The organism is Streptomyces sp. NPDC052721 (assembly GCF_040678315.1).
Lineage (GTDB): Bacteria > Actinomycetota > Actinomycetes > Streptomycetales > Streptomycetaceae > Streptomyces.
This window is the reverse complement of record NZ_JBFATL010000003.1, coordinates 307,882-327,094: the sequence shown is the minus strand read 5'-3', so window position 1 is coordinate 327,094 and position 19,213 is coordinate 307,882. Positions and strand designations below refer to the sequence as shown.

The 19,213-nt window shown below is 67.2% G+C and carries 17 protein-coding genes; 5 read left to right on the top strand and 12 right to left on the bottom strand.

Annotated elements, in window-relative coordinates; all coding sequences use genetic code 11:
* Positions 1-272: 272 nt before the first annotated feature.
* The gene (locus AB0L21_RS05220; protein WP_365782334.1) at positions 273-2,864 is read right to left on the bottom strand and encodes an NB-ARC domain-containing protein; all 2,592 of its coding nucleotides are present in this window, start codon (positions 2,862-2,864) and stop codon (positions 273-275) included.
* A 923-nt stretch (positions 2,865-3,787) separates the two neighbouring features.
* Between AB0L21_RS05220 and AB0L21_RS05215 the strand changes: the two genes are divergently transcribed.
* On the top strand, positions 3,788-4,366 hold the full coding sequence (locus AB0L21_RS05215) for a hypothetical protein (RefSeq protein WP_365782332.1): 579 nt from the start codon (positions 3,788-3,790) through the stop codon (positions 4,364-4,366).
* Between the two features lie 448 nt (positions 4,367-4,814).
* Here AB0L21_RS05215 and AB0L21_RS05210 read toward each other — a convergent pair whose 3' ends face one another.
* The 7 genes from AB0L21_RS05210 to AB0L21_RS05180 form a co-directional block, all read right to left on the bottom strand.
* Positions 4,815-5,759 carry a restriction endonuclease gene (locus AB0L21_RS05210; RefSeq protein WP_365782330.1) on the bottom strand — a complete coding sequence of 315 codons (945 nt, stop codon included), beginning with the start codon at positions 5,757-5,759 and terminating at the stop codon, positions 4,815-4,817.
* 202 nt (positions 5,760-5,961) lie between these two features.
* Positions 5,962-6,507: a hypothetical protein gene (locus tag AB0L21_RS05205; RefSeq protein ID WP_365782328.1), complete on the bottom strand. Its 546-nt coding sequence runs from the start codon at positions 6,505-6,507 to the stop codon at positions 5,962-5,964.
* 722 nt (positions 6,508-7,229) lie between these two features.
* Positions 7,230-7,535, bottom strand: coding sequence for a hypothetical protein (locus AB0L21_RS05200; protein ID WP_365782326.1), 306 nt, complete (start codon positions 7,533-7,535; stop codon positions 7,230-7,232).
* Positions 7,536-8,098: 563 nt separating this feature from the next.
* Complete coding sequence (locus AB0L21_RS05195) at positions 8,099-8,401, bottom strand: hypothetical protein (RefSeq protein ID WP_365782324.1); 303 nt, start codon at positions 8,399-8,401, stop codon at positions 8,099-8,101.
* Positions 8,398-9,141, bottom strand: a complete 744-nt coding sequence (locus tag AB0L21_RS05190) for a GntR family transcriptional regulator (protein WP_365782322.1) — start codon at positions 9,139-9,141, stop codon at positions 8,398-8,400. The genes AB0L21_RS05195 and AB0L21_RS05190 overlap by 4 nt, the downstream gene beginning before the upstream one ends.
* On the bottom strand, positions 9,138-9,362 hold the full coding sequence (locus AB0L21_RS05185; RefSeq protein ID WP_365782320.1) for a hypothetical protein: 225 nt from the start codon (positions 9,360-9,362) through the stop codon (positions 9,138-9,140). The genes AB0L21_RS05190 and AB0L21_RS05185 overlap by 4 nt, the downstream gene beginning before the upstream one ends.
* Positions 9,363-9,885: 523 nt before the next feature.
* Positions 9,886-10,164: a hypothetical protein gene (locus tag AB0L21_RS05180; RefSeq protein WP_365782318.1), complete on the bottom strand. Its 279-nt coding sequence runs from the start codon at positions 10,162-10,164 to the stop codon at positions 9,886-9,888.
* A gap of 77 nt (positions 10,165-10,241) precedes the next feature.
* Between AB0L21_RS05180 and AB0L21_RS05175 the strand changes: the two genes are divergently transcribed.
* Positions 10,242-10,997, top strand: coding sequence for a GntR family transcriptional regulator (locus AB0L21_RS05175; RefSeq protein ID WP_365782316.1), 756 nt, complete (start codon positions 10,242-10,244; stop codon positions 10,995-10,997).
* Between the two features lie 1,251 nt (positions 10,998-12,248).
* Here AB0L21_RS05175 and AB0L21_RS05170 read toward each other — a convergent pair.
* The 4 genes from AB0L21_RS05170 to AB0L21_RS05155 form a co-directional block, all read right to left on the bottom strand.
* Complete coding sequence (locus AB0L21_RS05170) at positions 12,249-13,115, bottom strand: tyrosinase family protein (protein ID WP_365782314.1); 867 nt, start codon at positions 13,113-13,115, stop codon at positions 12,249-12,251.
* Positions 13,099-13,593 carry a tyrosinase family oxidase copper chaperone gene (locus AB0L21_RS05165; RefSeq protein WP_365782312.1) on the bottom strand — a complete coding sequence of 165 codons (495 nt, stop codon included), beginning with the start codon at positions 13,591-13,593 and terminating at the stop codon, positions 13,099-13,101. The genes AB0L21_RS05170 and AB0L21_RS05165 overlap by 17 nt, the downstream gene beginning before the upstream one ends.
* Positions 13,594-14,046: 453 nt before the next feature.
* Positions 14,047-14,334, bottom strand: coding sequence for a hypothetical protein (locus AB0L21_RS05160; protein ID WP_365699783.1), 288 nt, complete (start codon positions 14,332-14,334; stop codon positions 14,047-14,049).
* A 114-nt stretch (positions 14,335-14,448) separates the two neighbouring features.
* Positions 14,449-15,159 carry a hypothetical protein gene (locus AB0L21_RS05155; RefSeq protein ID WP_365699781.1) on the bottom strand — a complete coding sequence of 237 codons (711 nt, stop codon included), beginning with the start codon at positions 15,157-15,159 and terminating at the stop codon, positions 14,449-14,451.
* 230 nt (positions 15,160-15,389) lie between these two features.
* On the opposite strand from AB0L21_RS05155, the gene AB0L21_RS05150 reads away from it, so the two are divergent.
* The 3 genes from AB0L21_RS05150 to AB0L21_RS05140 are packed head-to-tail and all read left to right on the top strand — an operon-like array spanning position 15,390 to position 19,211.
* On the top strand, positions 15,390-16,469 hold the full coding sequence (locus AB0L21_RS05150) for a DUF3344 domain-containing protein (RefSeq protein ID WP_365782310.1): 1,080 nt from the start codon (positions 15,390-15,392) through the stop codon (positions 16,467-16,469).
* 55 nt (positions 16,470-16,524) lie between these two features.
* The gene (locus AB0L21_RS05145) at positions 16,525-17,796 is read left to right on the top strand and encodes a glycosyltransferase (RefSeq protein WP_365782308.1); all 1,272 of its coding nucleotides are present in this window, start codon (positions 16,525-16,527) and stop codon (positions 17,794-17,796) included.
* Positions 17,793-19,211: an exopolysaccharide biosynthesis polyprenyl glycosylphosphotransferase gene (locus AB0L21_RS05140; protein ID WP_365782306.1), complete on the top strand. Its 1,419-nt coding sequence runs from the start codon at positions 17,793-17,795 to the stop codon at positions 19,209-19,211. Before AB0L21_RS05145 ends, AB0L21_RS05140 begins: the two co-directional genes overlap by 4 nt.
* Positions 19,212-19,213 lie beyond the last annotated feature (2 nt).

Sequence of the window (19,213 nt, the reverse complement as noted above, 5' to 3'; positions counted from 1 at the left end):
CTCGATCAGCAACGAGTCGAGGCTTCCGCGACAGCCGCAATCCCATGTCTGACCAGCGGAATCCGCACACGAGGTTCGGAAAGAGAACGACCTCTTAGGCAGCCACTTTGGCGCGAGCCTCGAAGATCATGGCCCCAACGTCGTGCTTTACCGGGCAGGTCCACAGACTGCCCGACGCGCCGCAAGCTTATGGGGCCATGATCACTCGCGCCAAAGCAGCTCCAGCCCAAAGCCGCTCCACCGACCTTGCGCTTTAATAGCGCGCATCCCGACTACTCGTCCACGGAGATAGGGGATACGTAGTTGGCGCGTGGACGGTCCCCTTTCCCATGTTCGTCGACTTCAAAAACGACGTGCACGCCAACAGGGTTAAGGGAGTCCCATTTCACGCCGTGCCCTTCTTGGACTGCCGCCCCTGGAAAGAACACATCGCTGGGATAGTCTGGGTGCGAGATGAAACCGTAAGTCCCGCGCCAGGCCTTGACGATCCCTCGGGGTGACGCGTCGCTACCGCCTGGTTTTGGCTTGGCCACATTAACCAAGTCCTCACAAAGGCTCGACACTTCTTCACTGATGCCCGCTAGGCGATACAACCTACCGACCCGCCCAGGGAAGTGACGCCATGCAGCGCAGCGCTCAAAAAGGACAGCGTGACGCTTCACCCCCTTCAGGATACGGACCGCATCATTTTCGAAGGCGGGCGGGAACAAGCCGAGTTCGCCAATCGCTCGCAGGAAAGCATTGGCGCTTTCAAGGAGCATTTCGGCTAGCCGTTGATCCCAAGCCCCCGAGTCCAACTCCTTAATGCCTTGAGAGAACCCTGCTGACGCCTTATGAGCCGCTTCTATGGGCCGCCGATCATCTTCAAGTAGCGACTCAGACCATCTGCGCCAAGAGTCGACGAGACTGGTGAGGATTATCAGTCGAAGCCTTCCTCGACCAGTCATGTTTTCTAGAGCCCATTCAAGGTGCACCTGGGACTCTTCGTAATTGCGGGCCCACAGATTAATCTTACCCAGTAGCTGTGCGGTGTCAGCAGTTTGAAAGTGCTCGTGCGCTGACTTGGCCAGAGGTAGAGCGGCATCCACGTCGTGGCCGCGGCCGGCAAGGTGCCCCGCAAAGTAATAGGAGATAACAGCCTTACCGGACTCATCAGCCTTACGCAAGGCCGAGCGGTAAAGGGAGCTAGCCTGGTCGATTTGGTCGTTTTGGGAGAGGATGAAGGCTTCCACGCGATCCACCTCCCAGAACTCGGGATTCAGCGCCCGGGCACGCGTCAGATAACTCTGAGCACGGTCGATTGACCCCGCGCGCGACTGCGCCAAAGCGAGCCTTAGCAGGTGAGCTGTGGGCTCGTCATGTGGCGAACGAACCCTCACAACGCTGGGGGCGAGTTGGCGCTTACTCTCGTCCGCACGACGTTGCTCCTCTGAGCGCTTGAATTCTTGCTCTCGCAGCAGTGTCCTACTGATGTCAGCTTTTGGCGGCGGCGCGACTCGACGCAGGAAGTGTTGAGCCGCTTCAGTTATCTGAACCCGTGAAATCAACTCGTCATCGGGATCTGGCTTCTGACTTACCAGCGAACCCGCACTTAACTCCTTGACTGCTAGATTCAGGGAATCGATTGGGGAGTCGGTCAGGACTGCCAGCTCATCAAATGTCGAAGATCGATCGAGAGCATAGAGAACGGACAGGATGGCTCTTGGCGTTTCACTCAGGGCGTCAAAGACCGACCGGACACAGAAGTCGATCAACTCATCCTGATCAGTCAAAGTGGGATGAGGCTCTCGCCCGGATTCAACGGAAAGGACATACCATCGAATGGCCAAGGGGCTGAAGCGTAGCCGAGTGACAATCTGCTCGACGGTTTCCTGTTTCAGGCTTGCTAGGAATTCAGCCCGCCCTCCGCGCACCCTGGCAAACGACCTGAAGAGCGTCTGCGCGTCTTTCTTCTCCAGCGGAGGAAGAGGGATGCGGCGCTCGATTTGCCCCACGCCGATCCTGCTCGTCATGAGGTACGTGACGTTATCGGGTAGGGTTTCGTAAAGCGTTACAATCTCGCTACCACTAACGGTTTCAAGGTTGTCGATGATGAGTAGAGTCTCAATACCCTGGAGAGCTTCGGCCAGCTCTTCAGCACCGCCCTTAAAATCGTCTGCTAGCACCTTACCCAAGGTCTGAGTGGCACCTGTTATATCGCGTACCGCACCTGCAATCTCGACGACTCCGTTAGCCGTTAGCCGCTCCGTCTTCAAAGACGTCCACAGAATGCACTCATAAGGGGAATCCGGATTGTCAAGGAGGGAATAGGCTACGTCAGAAGCGAGAGCTGTCTTACCGATACCGCCTTCTCCCGTAATGGTGATCATTGGCTCGCGGCGCCTCAAAAGGTGCTTCACTATGACGCTACACGCCTGAGACCTTCCGATAAGGCCAGTGTCGTCGTAATCGAATGGCGGAAGGTTGTGAAGAATTCGATCAGAGTATCGTCGATCTGCGCCGTTGAACGCTGGTTCCCACTCCGGCTCAGCACTCAACCTGTCCAAGGTGTCGCGCATTGTTGGCCAGAATCGACTCTTGAATTCTCGACATGCACTTACCGCCTTCTCGGCGTCACCAGCTTGTAGTGGGCGTCCGTGCATAACGCGGTTGCGGATCGGCACCAGGGTGTCCATCCGTGGCGTGCCGAGGCGCAATTCTCGGGCCAGTTCCACAGGGAGCGCTTCCCGATGGCGGTTCAGAATGTCGTACGCCTCACGCATGTCGAGGTATTCGACAATCGAGAGCTCGTCGTCAGTGGCGTCAGCGTGACGGCGTTCAGCTGCCCGGACGTAGCTGTCACCCAGGGCTTCGGTCTCACTCATGTGGTCGAGAATGAACCGCAGGATCATCTGCCGTACGTCAGATTCGAACGAGTCCACGAGGACGTAAAGTCGTGCACGCGTCATGCGAGTGTGAAGCAAGGGACCCCCTCAGCCTTGTAGACCTCAGGCTAGGTGAAGAATGACGCCATGTCAGGCGAGTCGTCGCAGGAAGGGCGGGGACTTGCGGCACGCAGAGTGCATGGGGTCGCACGCCCCGCGCGTGGGTCCCAGACCTGTAGCCAACCTAGCGAGCACCAATGGCAGAAGTCTTCCCTGGAGCGGTCCAGCGGCTGGCGGCACGGCAGTGAGCTGTCGCTCTCAACCGCTGCTGCAGGAACGGTGGGGCATGTCAGACCCCTGCCAGCTCGTACGGGTGCCTCGTCTACGTGTTCAGGCGACATCAAGTCTCGACGGGGATGCTCGACCGCACCCCAAGCGCTCAAATCCAGTGGGGACAGCGGGGAACCACGGGGATAGCAACCGAGCCCGATGATGCCTCACCTCAGCCGTTCGCCCAGGTCAGTGCCCGCACCGGCCGCGCGTGATCGCAGCATCCCAAGCTGAGGCCTCGTTGCTGTGATCGGAGGGGCCCGAAGGTCTACGGCCAGTGGTACGCAAAACTGAGGGATCCCACCGAAAGGCGGCAGTAAAGTGGCGCCAAGTAGCGAGAATAGGGTGCAAAGTGGACTTCTCCGACCAGATTAGCCGACTGACGCGAGCGCATCAGCTTGGAGCGGAGTTGTCAGCCGACATGCAAGCTTGGGGCGGCAGCAACGCTTATGGCGTACGAGCAAGCATCGCCGAAGATCGGCTCAGCTGGGAGCTACAGCTCCAGGTACCTCCACCCTCCGCCACTCGCCGATTGGGGCTTCCGCTTCGGAGAAGCTGTCAACCACCTCCGACCCACCCTCGACAATCTGGTCGTGGCCATAGCGCGGCAGTCTGGTGTGACGGATGAGAAGCAGCTCAAAGCACTCATGTTCCCCATCAGCGGCACGCCTAAGGAGTGGAAGAGCCGGCAGAAGGCGTTGACTTGCTTGGCCGACTGGTGCCGCGACGCTCTAGAGCAGGTGCAGCCGTTCCAGAGGCCCGAGCACGGCGGCACCCTGGATGAAGATCTGCTGTTGGTTCTGCGCGACCTAGACAACAGCACCAAGCACCATCTACAGGTCAAGCCGGATCTGGCACCGCAGAGCATCGAGCACGCACCATCAGTCGAGTTCGAAACTGAAGAGGGGGCAGCCGCTAGCGTGCCGCCCGACACTGAGGTGGTTGTTGCTCCCTTTGAAGATGGCGCCGTCCTGCTCCGGCATCGGACCAACGGCCGCATCAGGTCTGTCCAGGGGCGGTACAGCATCACGGCTCAGGTCCAAGTCGTCTTGCCCGATGGCCGTGCCTTCGGCGTCACGGACCTGCTGGCAGCCCTGTGGGAGTACACGCGAGTAGTTATGGAGCATGTGATCGGCACGGCGGAGCAGGCCGAAGACAAGTCCGTGGCCTAGCTGGGCGGTCCGTCTCGGTTTCGGTCGCTTTCAGCCGCGTGCGCCGGAGGTCCGCCGGCCGCCGAGCTCGCCAAGGTGTAGATGTTCCTCAGCTATGGCGTAGCCATGGAGTGGTGGGACATGGAAGAGGGACGGATCACCCCGCATGGCGGGCTTCCTCCGCCGACTGAGGCCGTTCATGTGATCCGCGGCTTGGCCGTCTCTGGGCCGTCCGAGGTCGCTCGACAATGGCCAATGACGACCAACGACGACCACCAGGCGCATGGACCCACCGTCTCTGAGCAGCAAAACTCAGGTCACCAAGATCCCCGGCAAGACCCAGGGCAAGGAGAAATCTCTTGCCTTACCCATTGAGACTCCACCGACCTCACGTCTCCGTACCCCCGTCGGACCGACTCTCAATGCCATCCCGGAAAGCCGCTGTTGGCTCTCCGCCTCTCCTACTAGGTTATTCCATCCTCGAGAAGATCTCGGAGACGGGCAGATAGCAGTGACCAGTCTGGCTGGCGTGCTTCCTCTTGTGAGACATCAGGTCGTCCAGGCGGATGCGTTGGTCCAGCACAGCCATGAAGTCGCCGCCGTCCATCGTGATGAACGGCGTGCTAAGGCTGTAGATCGCCAGGGCATCGGAGGTGAAGCCGCTCATGCTGACGTACAAGCCGAGGGTGTTCTTGCCCTTGCGCTCGATGTTGGTTTTGAAGACGTCCAGCTCCCGTCGGCCGATGCGCTCCTTCCACCACTTAGCCTCAAGAACGTAGTAGTCAGTGTCGAAGGAGAACGCGCCATCGATCTGCTCGTACTCCATGATGTAGGCCGCCCGCGGCTCCAAGTCGTACAGGGCGAACAGCTCGTTGATGAAGCCCTCGAAATCCGTCCCCCGCTGGTGCTTGTCGGTCGCCGCGTGCATCACGATGAACCGTTGCCTCAGATCGTCATGAGCTTGGGCGAAGACCCGGCCGTCCTGGTCCTTCTTCGCACTCTCGGCTATGGCCGCCGCGTGCTCCTCGTGTTCCTTGATGATGTCCTGCTGCTTGCCAGTCCAGCGCCGCAGTTCCGCGACGGCCGCCGTGGCCTTGGCCACCATGATGTCACCATCGACCTGTCGCTCGAGGTTTGGAAACCGGTCCATGGCGGCGATGTCGAGCATGAGCGCCACGGTCACGTCCAGGTACCGGGTCTCATTGGCCCGCAGCAGTTTGACCAACTGGCCGGAGACTTCGCGCTTGGTGGCCTGGAAGTTGAGCTGCGGCAGGAGCTCGCTGTGGTCCTTCAGCATCCCGCGGACGTACAGCTCAAAAGGATCTTTGTTCCAGTAGATCAACCAGAGAGCGTCGGCCAGTGCGTTGTACGCGCTGGGGTTGATCGTCTTCTTGCGGGCATCAGGCTGCTGCACCTGCCCCCTCCTCCACACGCACTGTCACCGACCTATCACGGTACCGCGCGATCAGTCGATGACCAGCCTGTAGCGAAATGGCATGATCCAACGCATCGTGATGACCCGTCATCCAGTCGGCGCCAGCGGGCCGATGACGCAAGCGGATGGCAAGTGACAGAGGCGGCTTGTCCTGGCTGTCATCGAGACGGACTGACGAGCCTCAGGCCCGGAAGTGGGCCGCCACGTCGTCGAGCATGTCCAGGTAGTCGCCCGCACCAACAGTGCCCCCGGCCGCCTTGGAGCCGTGCAGCGCCGATGTCAGGATAATGCCGCGCAACTCTGCTGGCTGCCTCGGTTCCGCGTTCTGAAAGTGCCAACGATTGCCGTGCGCACAGGCGTTGCGGAAGTGGCGCACGAACTGAAGCAACGGGCTTGTCCTGTCACTCAGCCCCGCGCGCTGGATGGCATCACCCAGGCGGGCTGCACCATGCATCGTAGCGAAGTTCAGCAGGTCCTCACCGAGTCCAGCACCCGCAGTTGAGCTGGCCTTGGCAAAGATGTCCGTCAGCCGCTCCGCAGAGTGCGGCGTACCATCATTGCGGTAGATGACCAGCGGTGAGTCAGCGGTTTGCCCGTACAGGTCGCGGTAGATGGCCATGAGCGGCTGACGGGGGTCAGCTAGCGGAAGTATGGCCAGGCTGAGACCGCAAAACCCAACCTTGAGTTCGTCAGCCAGCTGCGCGATGCGTTTCGCCTCGATGCCCATGGCGCGGCATGTTAGGGCTCTCCTGCTCCCCTGCCCAGTGACCACTTGGCGACCCCGACCGCCCGTGCTACCTGGACCTGTCCCTGGCTCCGGCACCCGGAACCGACCCTGCCGTCTACCGTCGCCGTACCGGCGGGGCACTTGACATCCATGGCTGACATCAACAGCGACGGACACCAACAACGCGTGGCGGTGGTAGACGTCAGCTCAAGCCTCGCAGCAATCGAGGCACACGCGTGCGTGGTCGGTCAGCGCACCCGCCATCGTGGCTGAGTGTCCTCGGCTGAGGCGCCGACGGAGCGCATCGAAAGTGCCGGCCGTCAGCCGAGAGCGCCGAAGTAAGGGCGTCTCTGGGCCGTCCGAGGCTGCACAACAGTGGCCGGTGACGACCACTAGGCGCACGAACCCACCGGCCCGCCCTCCGGGAGATCCACGGTCTGAGGCAGAGATGTGGCGATGAACGTCAGCTCGCTGCACTGGACGCCCTCGCAACGATGCTGGAGGAGTGCGCGGCCACCCAAGGCACTTACCTATGGTTCGCGGGTGACTGAAGCTCATGCGACGTCCACTGTGTGAGTGTCTAACTGCGTGACAACGTTGACGGACAACGGCGGACGAGCACGGACGTCGGCGGACTATCAGCGCAGGTGAGGAGCACACCGGCCCCAGGCCGAGCCCTTACCCAAGTTGCTTCGGGACGAAGAGGTCGAGGCCGTGCCAGGTCATGCCGTCCAGAGCTGGGCGTCAATTGTTCGGTCATCGATCCGAGCCGATGCCACGGTGTGGCCAGTGTCCAGGAGGGCCGCGTTGGCGATCTTGAGGGCCTTCCGCTGTGCTGAGACCTTATCGTCGGCTTCCACGACCAGTCGGATCGTGTGAGTACCCGTGTCAGCATTGCGAGTCCAGAAGAGCTCGCCGTGCTTCTGCCTGGGGTCATAGTCGGCCAGAGCTGAGTTGAGTTCGCTGAGGTAGTCCTTGGTGGGTTCCTCATCGAAGTCGACGGGCAGCGTGACCAGGTAAGTGTCCATCCTCGCAACCTATAGGGGCCGAGCGCGTCACGTGGGAGGTTCAGGGCGGCCTAGCAGGTTACGAGTCACGGTGCTCACCGTCGCCCAGTTCAGAGTGAGGGGGAGAAGGCCGGCGGACTGGTCGTGGTGGAACGGTGAGCCCGCACGGGCAATCCCTGATGGAACGCGACCGTGATGGCGTCGGCGACATCAAGGGCAGAACTGGGCTGCCTGGGCGTTCTAGCCAGTTGCCGGTGTGAGGTTTGGTTCGTGGTGACGATGAGGGTCGTCCCAGAGTGCCCTGCATGCTCCACGGCATGCGTACACGGCGGCCCGCAGAGCGCCTGGCCGTAGGTTGGCCTGCGTCGCAGCCGCTAGCGGTAGCTCGTGCCGCCGGCGACCAGGCGTCGTGACCCCTTGCACCCCCAACACCATGTCTCCCTCCTCGTCGCCCACAGGCTACGGCCAGCGCAAAGTAGAGCGCGGCGGGTCGTCCAGGCCGTCCCTTGGCCGACGTTGTCAGTCGACGCCGACCGACAACGGCAGAAGCCCACCGCATCTGCTGTCCCGCTGGTCAGCGGTCCTCAGGAGCGATGAAGGTCGCTCACCGCCAGGAGGTGACCGCGGCTGACTGCAACGCGGAGAACATCCCGCAACGCCCTGGTCAGTTCCCTCGCCAGCCGTTGCAAGTCTTCCGGGCCGGCGTCCTGGTCGTCGAGGGTGGCGGAGGCATGCTCCAGCAACTCGGCCGCCGTCCCCAGTTGCACCGCTTCGATGTTGTCCGCCAGGCGGGACATGTAGCCGGCCTTGTCGTCGGTGTCCAAGTAGCAGGGCTTGCCCTCCGGCCCCGACCACGGGAGGAGCCGCAGTTCGTTTGGTGCCGTCATAGTTGGGTTCCCTTCTCATTGGTCACGTCGTGGGTGGTGAAGACCGCGTCGACGCGATCTCCTGGGAACACGAGTAGCGCGGCCTCGACGACACGACCGGTGGCGTCGGTCGCGACCCGTGTAATCGCGAGGGCTGCCGCGGTTGGGCCGATCCGGAGGGCGGATGCCTCGTCCGATGTCGGTGGGCGAGCACATACCGTCTCCCGGACAGTTGCCGGTGCCGAGCCGAGGACGGCGAAGCGCGTGGCCGTGTCCCGCCACGAGGAGTCGTCGCCCAGCACCCCGGCCGGCGCCAGGTCGCGCGGGATGTAAATGCGGGCCAGACCGTTCGGTGACTGTCCCATCTGGCTGATGCAGAAGAACTCGGCGAGAGGGCTGCCCGTCGGCACCCTCAGCAAGGACGTCAGATGGCCGTCTGCCTGCACGGTGGCGGTGCGAACAGTTACGCGCATGGCCGCTTCAGCGGCGGTCCATGGATCCAGCGTTCCCCACCCCCCGACGTACACGACCTTGCGGAGGCAGCGGCGGACGAAGTTGCCTTTCCCGTGGATCTTCTCGACAAGGCCTTCGCCCTGGAGTACTGCGAGCGCACTTCGCAGTGTGGCCGTACTGACCTTGTATCGGTCGGCGAGGTCTGCCTCGGACGGCAGGCGTTCACCCGGTTTGACTGCGCCGGTTGTGATCTGGCGCCGGAGATCGTCGGCGATGTCGTGATGGCGTGAAGGCACGGGCCGGGTCACCGCCTTCTCTGCACGCGAACGACGGCGAGCCGGGTTCGCGTGTGTATGGTCAGCAGCTCGCCCGACTCGAAGAGAAGCCGTTTGGCCCCTTGGGGAAGTTGGAATAGGTCCATGACCCGGCACGCTCTGCCGCCCAGTTGAATGACGTCGCCCCGCTGCACGGTGGTCGCCGTGACCTCGACCGTGGAGACCAGCGCGCCACCCGGTGCCCAGCCGCTCACCGCTGCACCTCCCTGGGCTTTGAGTGGCCCGGGATCGAGTGACACGGGCACGCGCACGTCTCGTAGACAACCGGTAGGTCGATCGGCGCGGAGACGGGAGAAGACTCCGTGCAGAGCGGGTGTGTGCCGATACGGCAGGTGGTCGACCGGTAGGGGACGGCAGAGGCTTCGGTGATGCGGAGCTGTTGGCGTGGAGTCATCAGCGGGCCCCCGCCAGGGTCGACCAGGCTTCAGCCGGCAGATGGGAGGCGACGACCACCGTCCGTGGCCGTACTCGTTGCTCCCAGGCCAGCACGTAGGGGCGGACGAGTGCGTTGTCCTCCCCCGCGAGCGGGAGTCGGTGCTTGGCGATGTCGGAAACCCGACCCAGTGGCCGCCTCGACGCATCGGCGGACGGCGGGCAGGCTGGGGCGACCGTCGAGCGGGACGTCGTTAAGGGGCGGCGGTGCCTGCCCTTGGGGGCGTACCGCGCTCTGGTGAGCGAGACGGCATGGCGGATACGGTTGAGCACGCTGCTCAGCTCCTATCGCTGATGGCTCGGTCCCCCGACATCGCCCGTCGCGGGGACCGCTTTGTGTACGACCGCCCAGAGGGTGCGGCCGTTCAGGCTGGTGGCGAGGAGGCCGAACCGATCGGCCTCGGCCACTACTTCCAGGGCCTCCCGCCATAAGTCAGCGGAGAGCGCTTCCGGTATCTCCGCTTCGACCGACGTGTAGCGGTCGTACTCCTCCACACGCGTGGGAAGCCCGACAGCGGACAGCCGGGCGGCGATGGCCGCCACGCGAGATCCCGAAGCGGGCACAGGGCAGCCTCCGTCAACCGGCGATCACTTTCAGTAAAGCTAGTTAACTAGATGAGCTAGTGGACTAGATTTTCCATATGCCTGAGCAGCCGCCCTATCTCCGCATCGCCGACGAGCTCCGGCGCCGGATCGCGGAACACGTATGGGAGCCCGGGGACCGTCTGCCGTCCCGCGCCCAGATCGGCCAGGAGTACGGGGTCGGCGAGAACGTGGTCCGCCGGGCGCAGGAGTTGCTCATCTCCCAAGGTGTGTTGGAGGGCCGCGCCGGTTCGGGCACGTACGTCGCCGAGCCCCGGCAGCGGGTACGGGTGGTCCGTTCGTCCGCCCGTGAGCGGCCCGACGGGTCGCCGTTCCGGGCGGACATGAAGGCCGTGGGCAGGCAAGGGGATTGGGAGAGCCGGACTGAGGCCAAGGTGCCGGCTCCGGCGGACATCGCGGCGCGACTCGGCATCGCCGAGGGTGACCTGTGCGTCCGGACGACGTACGAGTTCCTGGGTAACGGCAGGCCGGTGCAGTTGTCCACGAGCTGGGAGCCATACGACCTCACCGCCGGCACCATCATCGTCCTCCCCGAGGGAGGCCCGCATGCCGGGGCGGGTGTCGTGAACCGCATGGCCGCGATCGGGATCGCCGTCAGCCACGCCGTGGAGCAGCCCGAACCGAGGCAGGCGACCGCCGAGGAGGCGTCACTCCTGGGCATCCAGAAGGCCGCGCTCGTCACGCACATCCGGCGGACGTACTACAGCGACGAGGGGCGGCCCGTGGAGACGGCGGACATCGTGGTGCCCGCCGCTCACTGCGAGATCGTCTATGAGATTCCGATCAATCGGTGACGGTTCTGGGCCGTTGCACTCCCAGTGACTATCCATCACACCTCCCGTACCCCTGTGGCTCCGTCAGGATTTCGTGTTCGAGGGCCGGAGTCGGTGCCCGAGTGGTCGTGTCCACGCGTACCGCCTTGCCGATCGATCTGAGTCCCAGCGTGGTCCATGACAGTCCGGTAAGGCAGTACCAACTGTGGTACCAACGCCCAGCCTCGCTACAGCTACAGTGCGCGCCACGAGGGGGGAAGTCAGCCTCGTAAAAGAGGCTTTTTGTGATCTTGATGCCTCGATCCGGTCTCTACCGGATACTTGGCCGCCACCAGTCGAATGCGTGTCGAAGGCTGGTCCACGAGACGCCGAGCACGGGAAGAGGGGCAGGTCAGGAAGGGTGCGATACGCGACCCACCGGGCGCCTTCTAGGCGCTTGGCCGCAGGTTCGAGTCCTGCCGGGGGCGCCAGGCACCGCCCTCCCGCTCGGGAGGGCTTTTTGCTGGTCATCGTGAGCGTAGGCGCACGTGGAAGAGCGCCGGACCGCCCCCGGTGATCACCGGAAGGGCACGGCGCCGTCCGGCTGTCGCCGGATTTCCGCGGGTGGTTGCGGTGCATACGGTGTGCCGTTCCGGCAGCGACGGCCGGATCCGGGAAGCGCAGGTTTCCGGTGGCCGGCGCGGGTCGCTGATCCGCCGTCCAACGGGGCGGTCGGTTCACCGCTGATGTCGGCGGTGGTCGCGGTCGGTGCTCGGTGTCGGCGACGGTGCGACGCGCTCACGACCAGGGCCGACCGCATCCCGGCCAGACGGCGCCCGGGCCGGCTGCCGGGGCGCGTCGCAACGTCACCGACGAGCCACCGGTAGCGTCGTGGCGTGGACCTCGCTCAGCCGCCCTTTTCGGGGTTCCAGCCGGGGGACGTCGATCAAGGACCGTCGCCGTGGTCGTCACCACGGCGGTGACCACGGCGGTCGCCGCGGCCGAGGTGACGGTCCGGCAGGTGTCAGGTGTGAGCGGGATCGTCGCGCGCCGACGTCGGGTGGTGGTGCGGCACCGCGCGGTGTTCTTCGCCGGGCGCCCGGCCGTCTCGGTGTCCCGCCCGGGGCTGTCCGCGCCCGGGGCCACCGCGGTGAAGGCGCGCGGTCGACGCTCGTCCTTGACGAGTCCGAGCAATCGCCGGTCCGCTGGCGCCTGTTGTACGCGTCGCCGGCGCAGGCGACGGGATCGGCGTCGCCCGGCGTCTGCGCGTCTCGCCGGGCGCCTCGGCCCGTCTCATCCGTATCGGTAGATCCGGCTCAGGTCCTCCAGCTGGTCCGGGGTCTCCTCCCACGGTGGGAGCCGCTCGTGGCGGGCCACGACCCGCCGGTGCTGCTTGTCGACGGCACCGGGTGGGTCGGCAGGCAGGTAGCGGTGGTTGCGGTGGGCACGCTGCCAGCGGTCCCACAGCAGGTCCACGAAGGCGTGATGCAGCCAGAACACCGGGTCGTTGACGGACGCGCTGCCGAGCATGGCACCGCCCACCCAGCGGTGCACCCGGTTGTGGTTGCGCCAGGAGGCGCTGCCGGTGCCGGCTCCCCAGCCTTCCAGCTTGTTGCGGAAACCCTTGGTGGCGGTCGAGTCCCAGGGCGACACGTCGTAGACGGGGTCGTCCAGCGCCCGCTTGACGTCTCCGCTGGTGGGCAGCTCGATGGGGGCGGCGGAACGGCCCAGGTCCCGGGTGAGGAAGTTGGCGTCGGTGGTGTTCTCCTTGATGGTCCAGTGGCCCGCCGAGTAGGCGAACGGTCCGGTCATCACCTGCCGGTCGGAGCTTCGCCCGTTGCCGCCGAGCAGGTCGCTCGTCCAGGGCACGGACGTCTTCGTACGGTCCCGGGTCCAGTCCCAGTACGGCACGGTCACGGACGAGTCCACGCGGCGCAGCGCCCGCTCCAGCTCCAGCAGGAACCTGCGGTGCCAGGGCAGGAAGGACGGCGCCATGTGGGCGGTGCGCAGGCCGTCCTCGCCGTCGGGGGTGTAGTAGTCCATGTGCATGCGCACGAACTCCTCGTACTCACCGCGGCGTTTGAGTTCCAGCAGCGCGTTGACGAACCGCCGCCGCTCGCTTGCGGTGAGCGTGCTGACGTCCTTACGCACGTACGCCATGCCGCCCTCCCCCGTGGGTATGTCCCCCCGCCGGCTGCCCGCCGGGGGAGCCCGGGACCGGGCCGTGCAGCCGCAGTCCGGGGGCGAGCTCGTCGACGGCCGCGCGGGTGGCCTCCAGCGGCGTCCGGTACGACGTGTAGTGGTCGACCATGCTCAGCCAGGTGCCGTCGGCCCGCCGCATCAGGTGGAGCGGGTTGCCGTCGACGGTGATCCGCCAGTCGCGGTCGGTCGTCTCGCGGCCGGCGACCGGCACCGGGACGCCCTCGATGCGGCGGCCGCGGTAGGTTTCCTCGAAGCGACTGCGGTCGGGGTGCTGTGCCGGGGGCGCGGGACGCGAGGCGGTGCCGACCGGTGCCGGTGTCAGGACCACGGCGCAGGCCAGCAGCCCACGAGCCACCTCTCTGCGCGACGGTCTGCCCGTACCCGCTGTGATCCGCCGCTCCGTGCCCACCGTCACCCCGTCGGCACCGACGACCATCGCGCGCTCCTCGTCCAGTTTCCGTCATGTCCGTACCGTTAACCGGGAGAGGACGCCTGGGGTCACCGTCCGAAGGGGTCGTCGTCCGCTGACGCGCGGCGCGCGGGCGCCGGCGTGCGTTCGCGCCCCCACCCCGCCGCGGGGGCCCAGCAGTCCCCGTTCTCACACGATCGGGGGCCCGTCCCCAGCACGCCACGGGCCGGATCCGCGGATGGGCTATCGACACGCCACGGGCCGGATCCGCGAATCAGATACCGACACGCCACGGGCCGGATCCGCGAATCAGATACCGACACGCCACGGGCCGGTCCCGCGAATCAGATACCGACACGCCACGGGCCGGATCCGCGAATCAGGTACCGACACGCCACGGGCCGGTCCCGCGAATCAGGTAGCGACACGCCACGGGCCGGTTCCGCGGATGCGGTACCGGCCCGTGGGGGAAGGATCTCGTCAGTGGCGCACGGGGAGACCACCGAGCAGGCCACCGCTCTGGGTGAGGGAGGAGGCGGCGCCCTTGACGGTGCCGAGCGGGGAGTCCTTCTTCTCGGTGTCGAGCGCGACCGACTGACCCTTGACCGGCAGCACGTTCTGCGTGGCGACGGGACCGCCGGTGAGCTTGTTGAGCGTGCCGTCGAGGTTCTGCGGCGTCAGGTTGGCGCCGGAGGCGAACGCGGGCGCGGCAGCGCCGGCGAGGGCCAGGGAACCGGCGACGACGGCGGCGGCCTTGAGGGACTTCATCTTGTTCCTTTCTTCGGTGACTCACGTCACCAGGTGATGTCCGACGCCGTGCCTAACGAGGTCCGGGCGGGCCGGAAACCCCCGCCTCCACAAGACATATGAGATCCCGCGGCGTCACCCGGTCGACAGGGACGGGGCGGACGCGGACGCGGACGCGGAGGCGGACACAGAGGCCGTGGGCAGGACGCCGCCGAGGATCCCGGTGATCAGGCCGACGAGGTCGGTCACCAGACCGGTGGCCGCGGGGAGTACCTGGCCCAGGTTGGTGGTGACGGCGTTGACCAGGTTGCTGATCGACTGAACCACCGTCTGCAGGTCGCCGGAGAGGTCGCGGACCGTGGGCTGCTTGGCGCTGCCGGCCGCCGCCGCGCGAGCCGGGGCCGCGGGCAGGGAGGAGCTGGACGTCACGGTGGGGTGGGGGAGCGCGCTGGACGTGGCGGTTGCGGTGGGGCTGCCGGATGCCGTGGGGGCCGCGGGCTGCGTGGGCGCCGTCGTCGGCATCGCCAGGGCGGCCGGGTGCGCCGCGGCCTCGGCGACGGCCTTCTTCGCCGCGTCGCCGAGCCGCTTCGCCTGGTCGGCGGGCAGCGTGCCCTTCTTCAGTGCCTGGTCGACCAGTTCGACGACCGGGTGGAGGACCGGGTCGGCGGCGCTGAGGGATCTGACCTGGGCGAGCAGCTTCTCGGCTCCGGGGACGGCAGCCTGGGACGCGGCATGCTCACGTTCCTGCACGGAGTGGGCCGCGAGGGCTGCCGGGCCGGTGACGGCGACGAGGACCGCGGCGCAGGCGGCAGTGGACGCGAGACGACGTGTCGGGAGAACACGCATGGGGGGTTCCTTTCGGTGGACGTCGGGACCTGTGCTCACCCTCGAACCTTTGCTCGCACGCTGCAACCGCTCGCACACCGTGCGTAATCCATCCGGGGAGGGTGAACCGGACCGCCCGCCCGCGAGATCACCTCCATGACATCGACACACTTGTCCGGTTTCTCCGCATTAGTCGGGAAATCCACTAGAGTTACGGATCTCTCCGGCATATGCGAAAGGCTCCGCCAGTCATGCGCAAGTTCCTGCGTCCGCTGCTGCGTACGACGGCGGGCGCCGTCGCTCTCGCCGCCCTTCCGGCCACGGCCGCCGCCAGACCGGTCGCGCCGCCCTCCCCCGAGACACCGCGCCTGGCCTTCGAACAGCGCTACCACGCGGTCCAGCACGGCGGCTTCGTCCGCGCGGCCAACGCCACCATCAGCTGCCGCGTCCCCGAGGCGCCCGACTGCGGCGCCGTCCGCGACGGACGGACCGCGGTGAACGGCGACTTCGACATGTTCTACGTCGACGTCGACCACGACCCCAACACCTACAACTCCTCCCGCGCCGAGGTCCGCGTCCCCGCGGGCGGCCGGGTGACCTACGCCCGGCTGTACTGGGGCGGCAACCTGCGCGTCGGCGAGCAGAAACCGCCGCAGGACAACGGGCGCGTGCTGATCGCCGAGCCCGGCGGCGAGTACAAGGAACTCCTCGCCGACACGGTCGTGGGGCACCGGGTGGCGCAGGGCGCGGACGCTTTCCAGGCCTCGGCGGACGTCACCGAACTGGTCCGCGACAGCGGTTCCGGCCTGTACACCGTGGCCCAGGTCAACACCGCCATGGGGCAGTCGGCCGCCGGGGCGTGGGGCGGCTGGACCCTGGTGGTGGCGTACGAGAACCCCGCGGAACCGCTGCGGGAGCTGTCCCTCTGGGACGGCTTCGACTCCCTCGACTCCCCGGTGGACATCCGGCCGAGCGACGGCCCCGTGCCGGCCGGCGCGGGCGGACACGTCGGCCTGGTCGCCTACGACGGCGACCGGGGCGTCGCGGGCGACTCGCTCACGCTCGCCACCGGGCGCCGGAGCGAGCCCGCCGCACTGGGCGACGCGGCCGATCCCGCGGACGACGTACTGAACTCCACGATCAGCGAACCGGGTGACGAACCGGCCCGGCGGGTTCCGGCCTACGCCAACACGCTCGGCTACGACTCGGATGTGTTCGATCTCGGTTCGGCCCTGCGCGACGGCGGTGACCAGTTGGGCTTCCGGCTCGTTTCCCACCGGGACGCGGCATGGGCCGGCGCGCTCTTCGTCGCCGTGGACGCCCGGAATTGAGGCGCGTTTCCCGACCGGAGTCCCGAGTGCCCCCCGTGAGCGAGGTATCCCGCGAATGCACCAGCCAGCGCCCGGCTCCCGGCCACGGGTCCTGCACCTTGCCCAACCCGTCGACGGCGGTGTCGCCCGGGTCGTACGCGACCTGGTGCGGGCCCAGCTCGCGGCGGGTCTGCGCGTCACGGCGGCCTGCCCCGGCGGCCCGCTGGCCGAGGAACTGCGCGGCCTGGGAGCCGACGTGCGGGACTGGCAGGCCTGCCGGTCCCCGGGACCGGGGCTGCCGGGCGAAGTACGGCGGCTCGTACGCCTGATCGGCGAGGTACGGCCCGATCTGGTGCACGCCCACAGCGCCAAGGCGGGCCTGGCAGGCCGGCTCGCCGTCCGCGGCCGCGTTCCCACCGTGTTCCAGCCGCACGCCTGGTCCTTCGAGGCGGTCGGCGGACTCACCGCCGCGTTCGCGCTGCGCTGGGAGCGGTGGGGGGCGCGCTGGGCCGACCGGGTCGTGTGCGTCAGCGAGGCGGAGCGCACCTCAGGCCTGCGCGCCGGGGTACGCGCCCACTACACCGTCATCCGGAACGGCATCGACGTGGACCACTTCGCACCGGCTCCGTCCACCGGCGCGGCCTCCGGCTCCCCGCCGGTCACCGCGCACGCACCGCGAACCGCCGACGGGGGGAACACCCCACCAGGGGCACCCGCGCCCGGCCACGAAAGCCGCACGGGTCGTGCGGACGGGAGCACCGAAGGTGAGTCCGGGGCGCCCCCCGTCGTGGTCTGCGTCGGACGCCTGTGCCGGCAGAAGGGGCAGGACGTACTCCTGCGAGCCTGGCACGACGTGCTGGAGGCGGTGCCGGACGCGCGGCTGGTACTGGTGGGTGACGGGCCCGACCGGGATGCCCTGCGCCGAAACGCCCACCCCTCCGTGCGGTTCACCGGTGCGGTCGCCGACCCCGTGCCCTGGTACCGGGCCGCCGATCTGGTGGTGCTCCCCTCGCGCTGGGAGGGCATGGCGCTCGCCCCGCTGGAGGCCCTCGGCTGCGGGCGGCCCGTCGTCCTCACCGATGTCGACGGCGCCCGCGAGAGCCTGCCGGCCGCCCTCGCCACGCGCTGCCTCGTCCCGCCGGAGGACCCTGCGGCACTGGCCGGTGCGATCACCCGGCTGCTGTCCGATCCGCCGCTGCGCGCGGCGCTCGGTGACCAGGGCCGCCGACACGTCCTGTCCGCACACGACGTGCGGCACACCGCCGAACAGGTCGCGGTCCTCTACCGCGAACTCCTCGGCGACCGACCACCCGTGCCCTCCGAGTGCAGGGAGCCCATCCACTCGTGATTGCGGAAAACACCGTCCCCTCCCCCGGCGCGCAGCCATGGGACAACGGACTCACGCCCGTCTCGGTCCTGCCGTCCCGCGCCGACAGCGGCTTCCGGTTGCCGCCGCGGCGCCCGCCGGAACGGCACGCCTCCCCGCTGCCTCTGCTCGCCGCCGACCTGATCGCCGCGCTGGTGGGCGCGGTCGCGCTCACCCCGGCCTCCGGCAGCCCGCTGCTGGCCGCTGTCCTGGTGTCCGGCGCGCTGCTGCTGCGACCGAACTCCACGCGACCGGTGCCGGGAGTCCTCGACGAACTGCCCTTGGTGTGCGGGCGGATCGCGGTGACCTGGCTGGGCCTGGCCGCCCTGCTGGCCGCCCACGACCCCGGACGCTCCCTCGCCGCCCCCACTCTGCTCCTCGGCTGGACGCTGCACGCGGTGGCGGCCTGTGCGGGCCGCGGCACGGTGCACTGGCGGCGCCGGGTCGCGCTGCTGCGGCGCCCGCACACCGCCCTGGTGATCGGGCCCGCCGCGACCGCGCAGCGGGTGGCCGCGTCGCTGCTGCGTCACCCGGGCTGCGGGGTGCGGCCGGTGGGCGTCGTCACCGACAACCCCGACGGCAGCACGGGCCTGCCCGTGCTCACCACCGACGAGGAGGTGGAGCGGGCGCTCATCCAGAACGGGGTGCGGGTCGTACTCACCGTCGCCCCGGCCGTGCGCACCGAGAAGGGGCCGCTGCTGCGGGCGCTCGCGGAGTCCGGCTGCACGGTGTGGGAGCTGGACGCGGACTGCCCCCCGTACGAGACGCGCGACCAGCTGGCCGGGTTCGCCGTCCGGCGCCTGAACCTGGGCCCGCGGCGGTGCAGCGTCGGCAAGCGGCTGCTGGACGTGACGGTGTCCGGGGCGCTGCTGGTACTGGTCAGCCCGGTACTGCTGGTGTGCGCGGTCGTGCTCCGGCTCACCGACGGACCCGGCGTGGCCTTCCGGCAGGAGCGCATCGGCAAGGACGACCGCCCCTTCACGCTGCTGAAGTTCCGCACCCACCGCCCGGTCGACGACCACGAGTCGGCCACCCGCTGGAGTGTCGCCGGCGAGCGGCAGATGAGCCCCTTCTGCCGTTTCCTGCGGCAGACCTCGCTGGACGAACTGCTGCAACTGTGGAACGTCCTCTGGGGTGACATGAGCCTGGTCGGCCCGCGCCCCGAACGGCCTTACTTCGTCACCCAGTTCAGCCAGACCTACCCCGGCTACGCGGCCCGGCACCGCATGCAGACCGGCATCACCGGGCTCGCCCAGATCAACGGGCTGCGCGGGGACACCTCCATCGAGGACCGGGCCAGGTTCGACAACGCCTACATCGACAACTGGTCGCTGTGGCAGGACGTCTGCATCCTGCTGCGCACCGCCGTCACGCTCGTGCGCCCGACGGGGAGCTGACC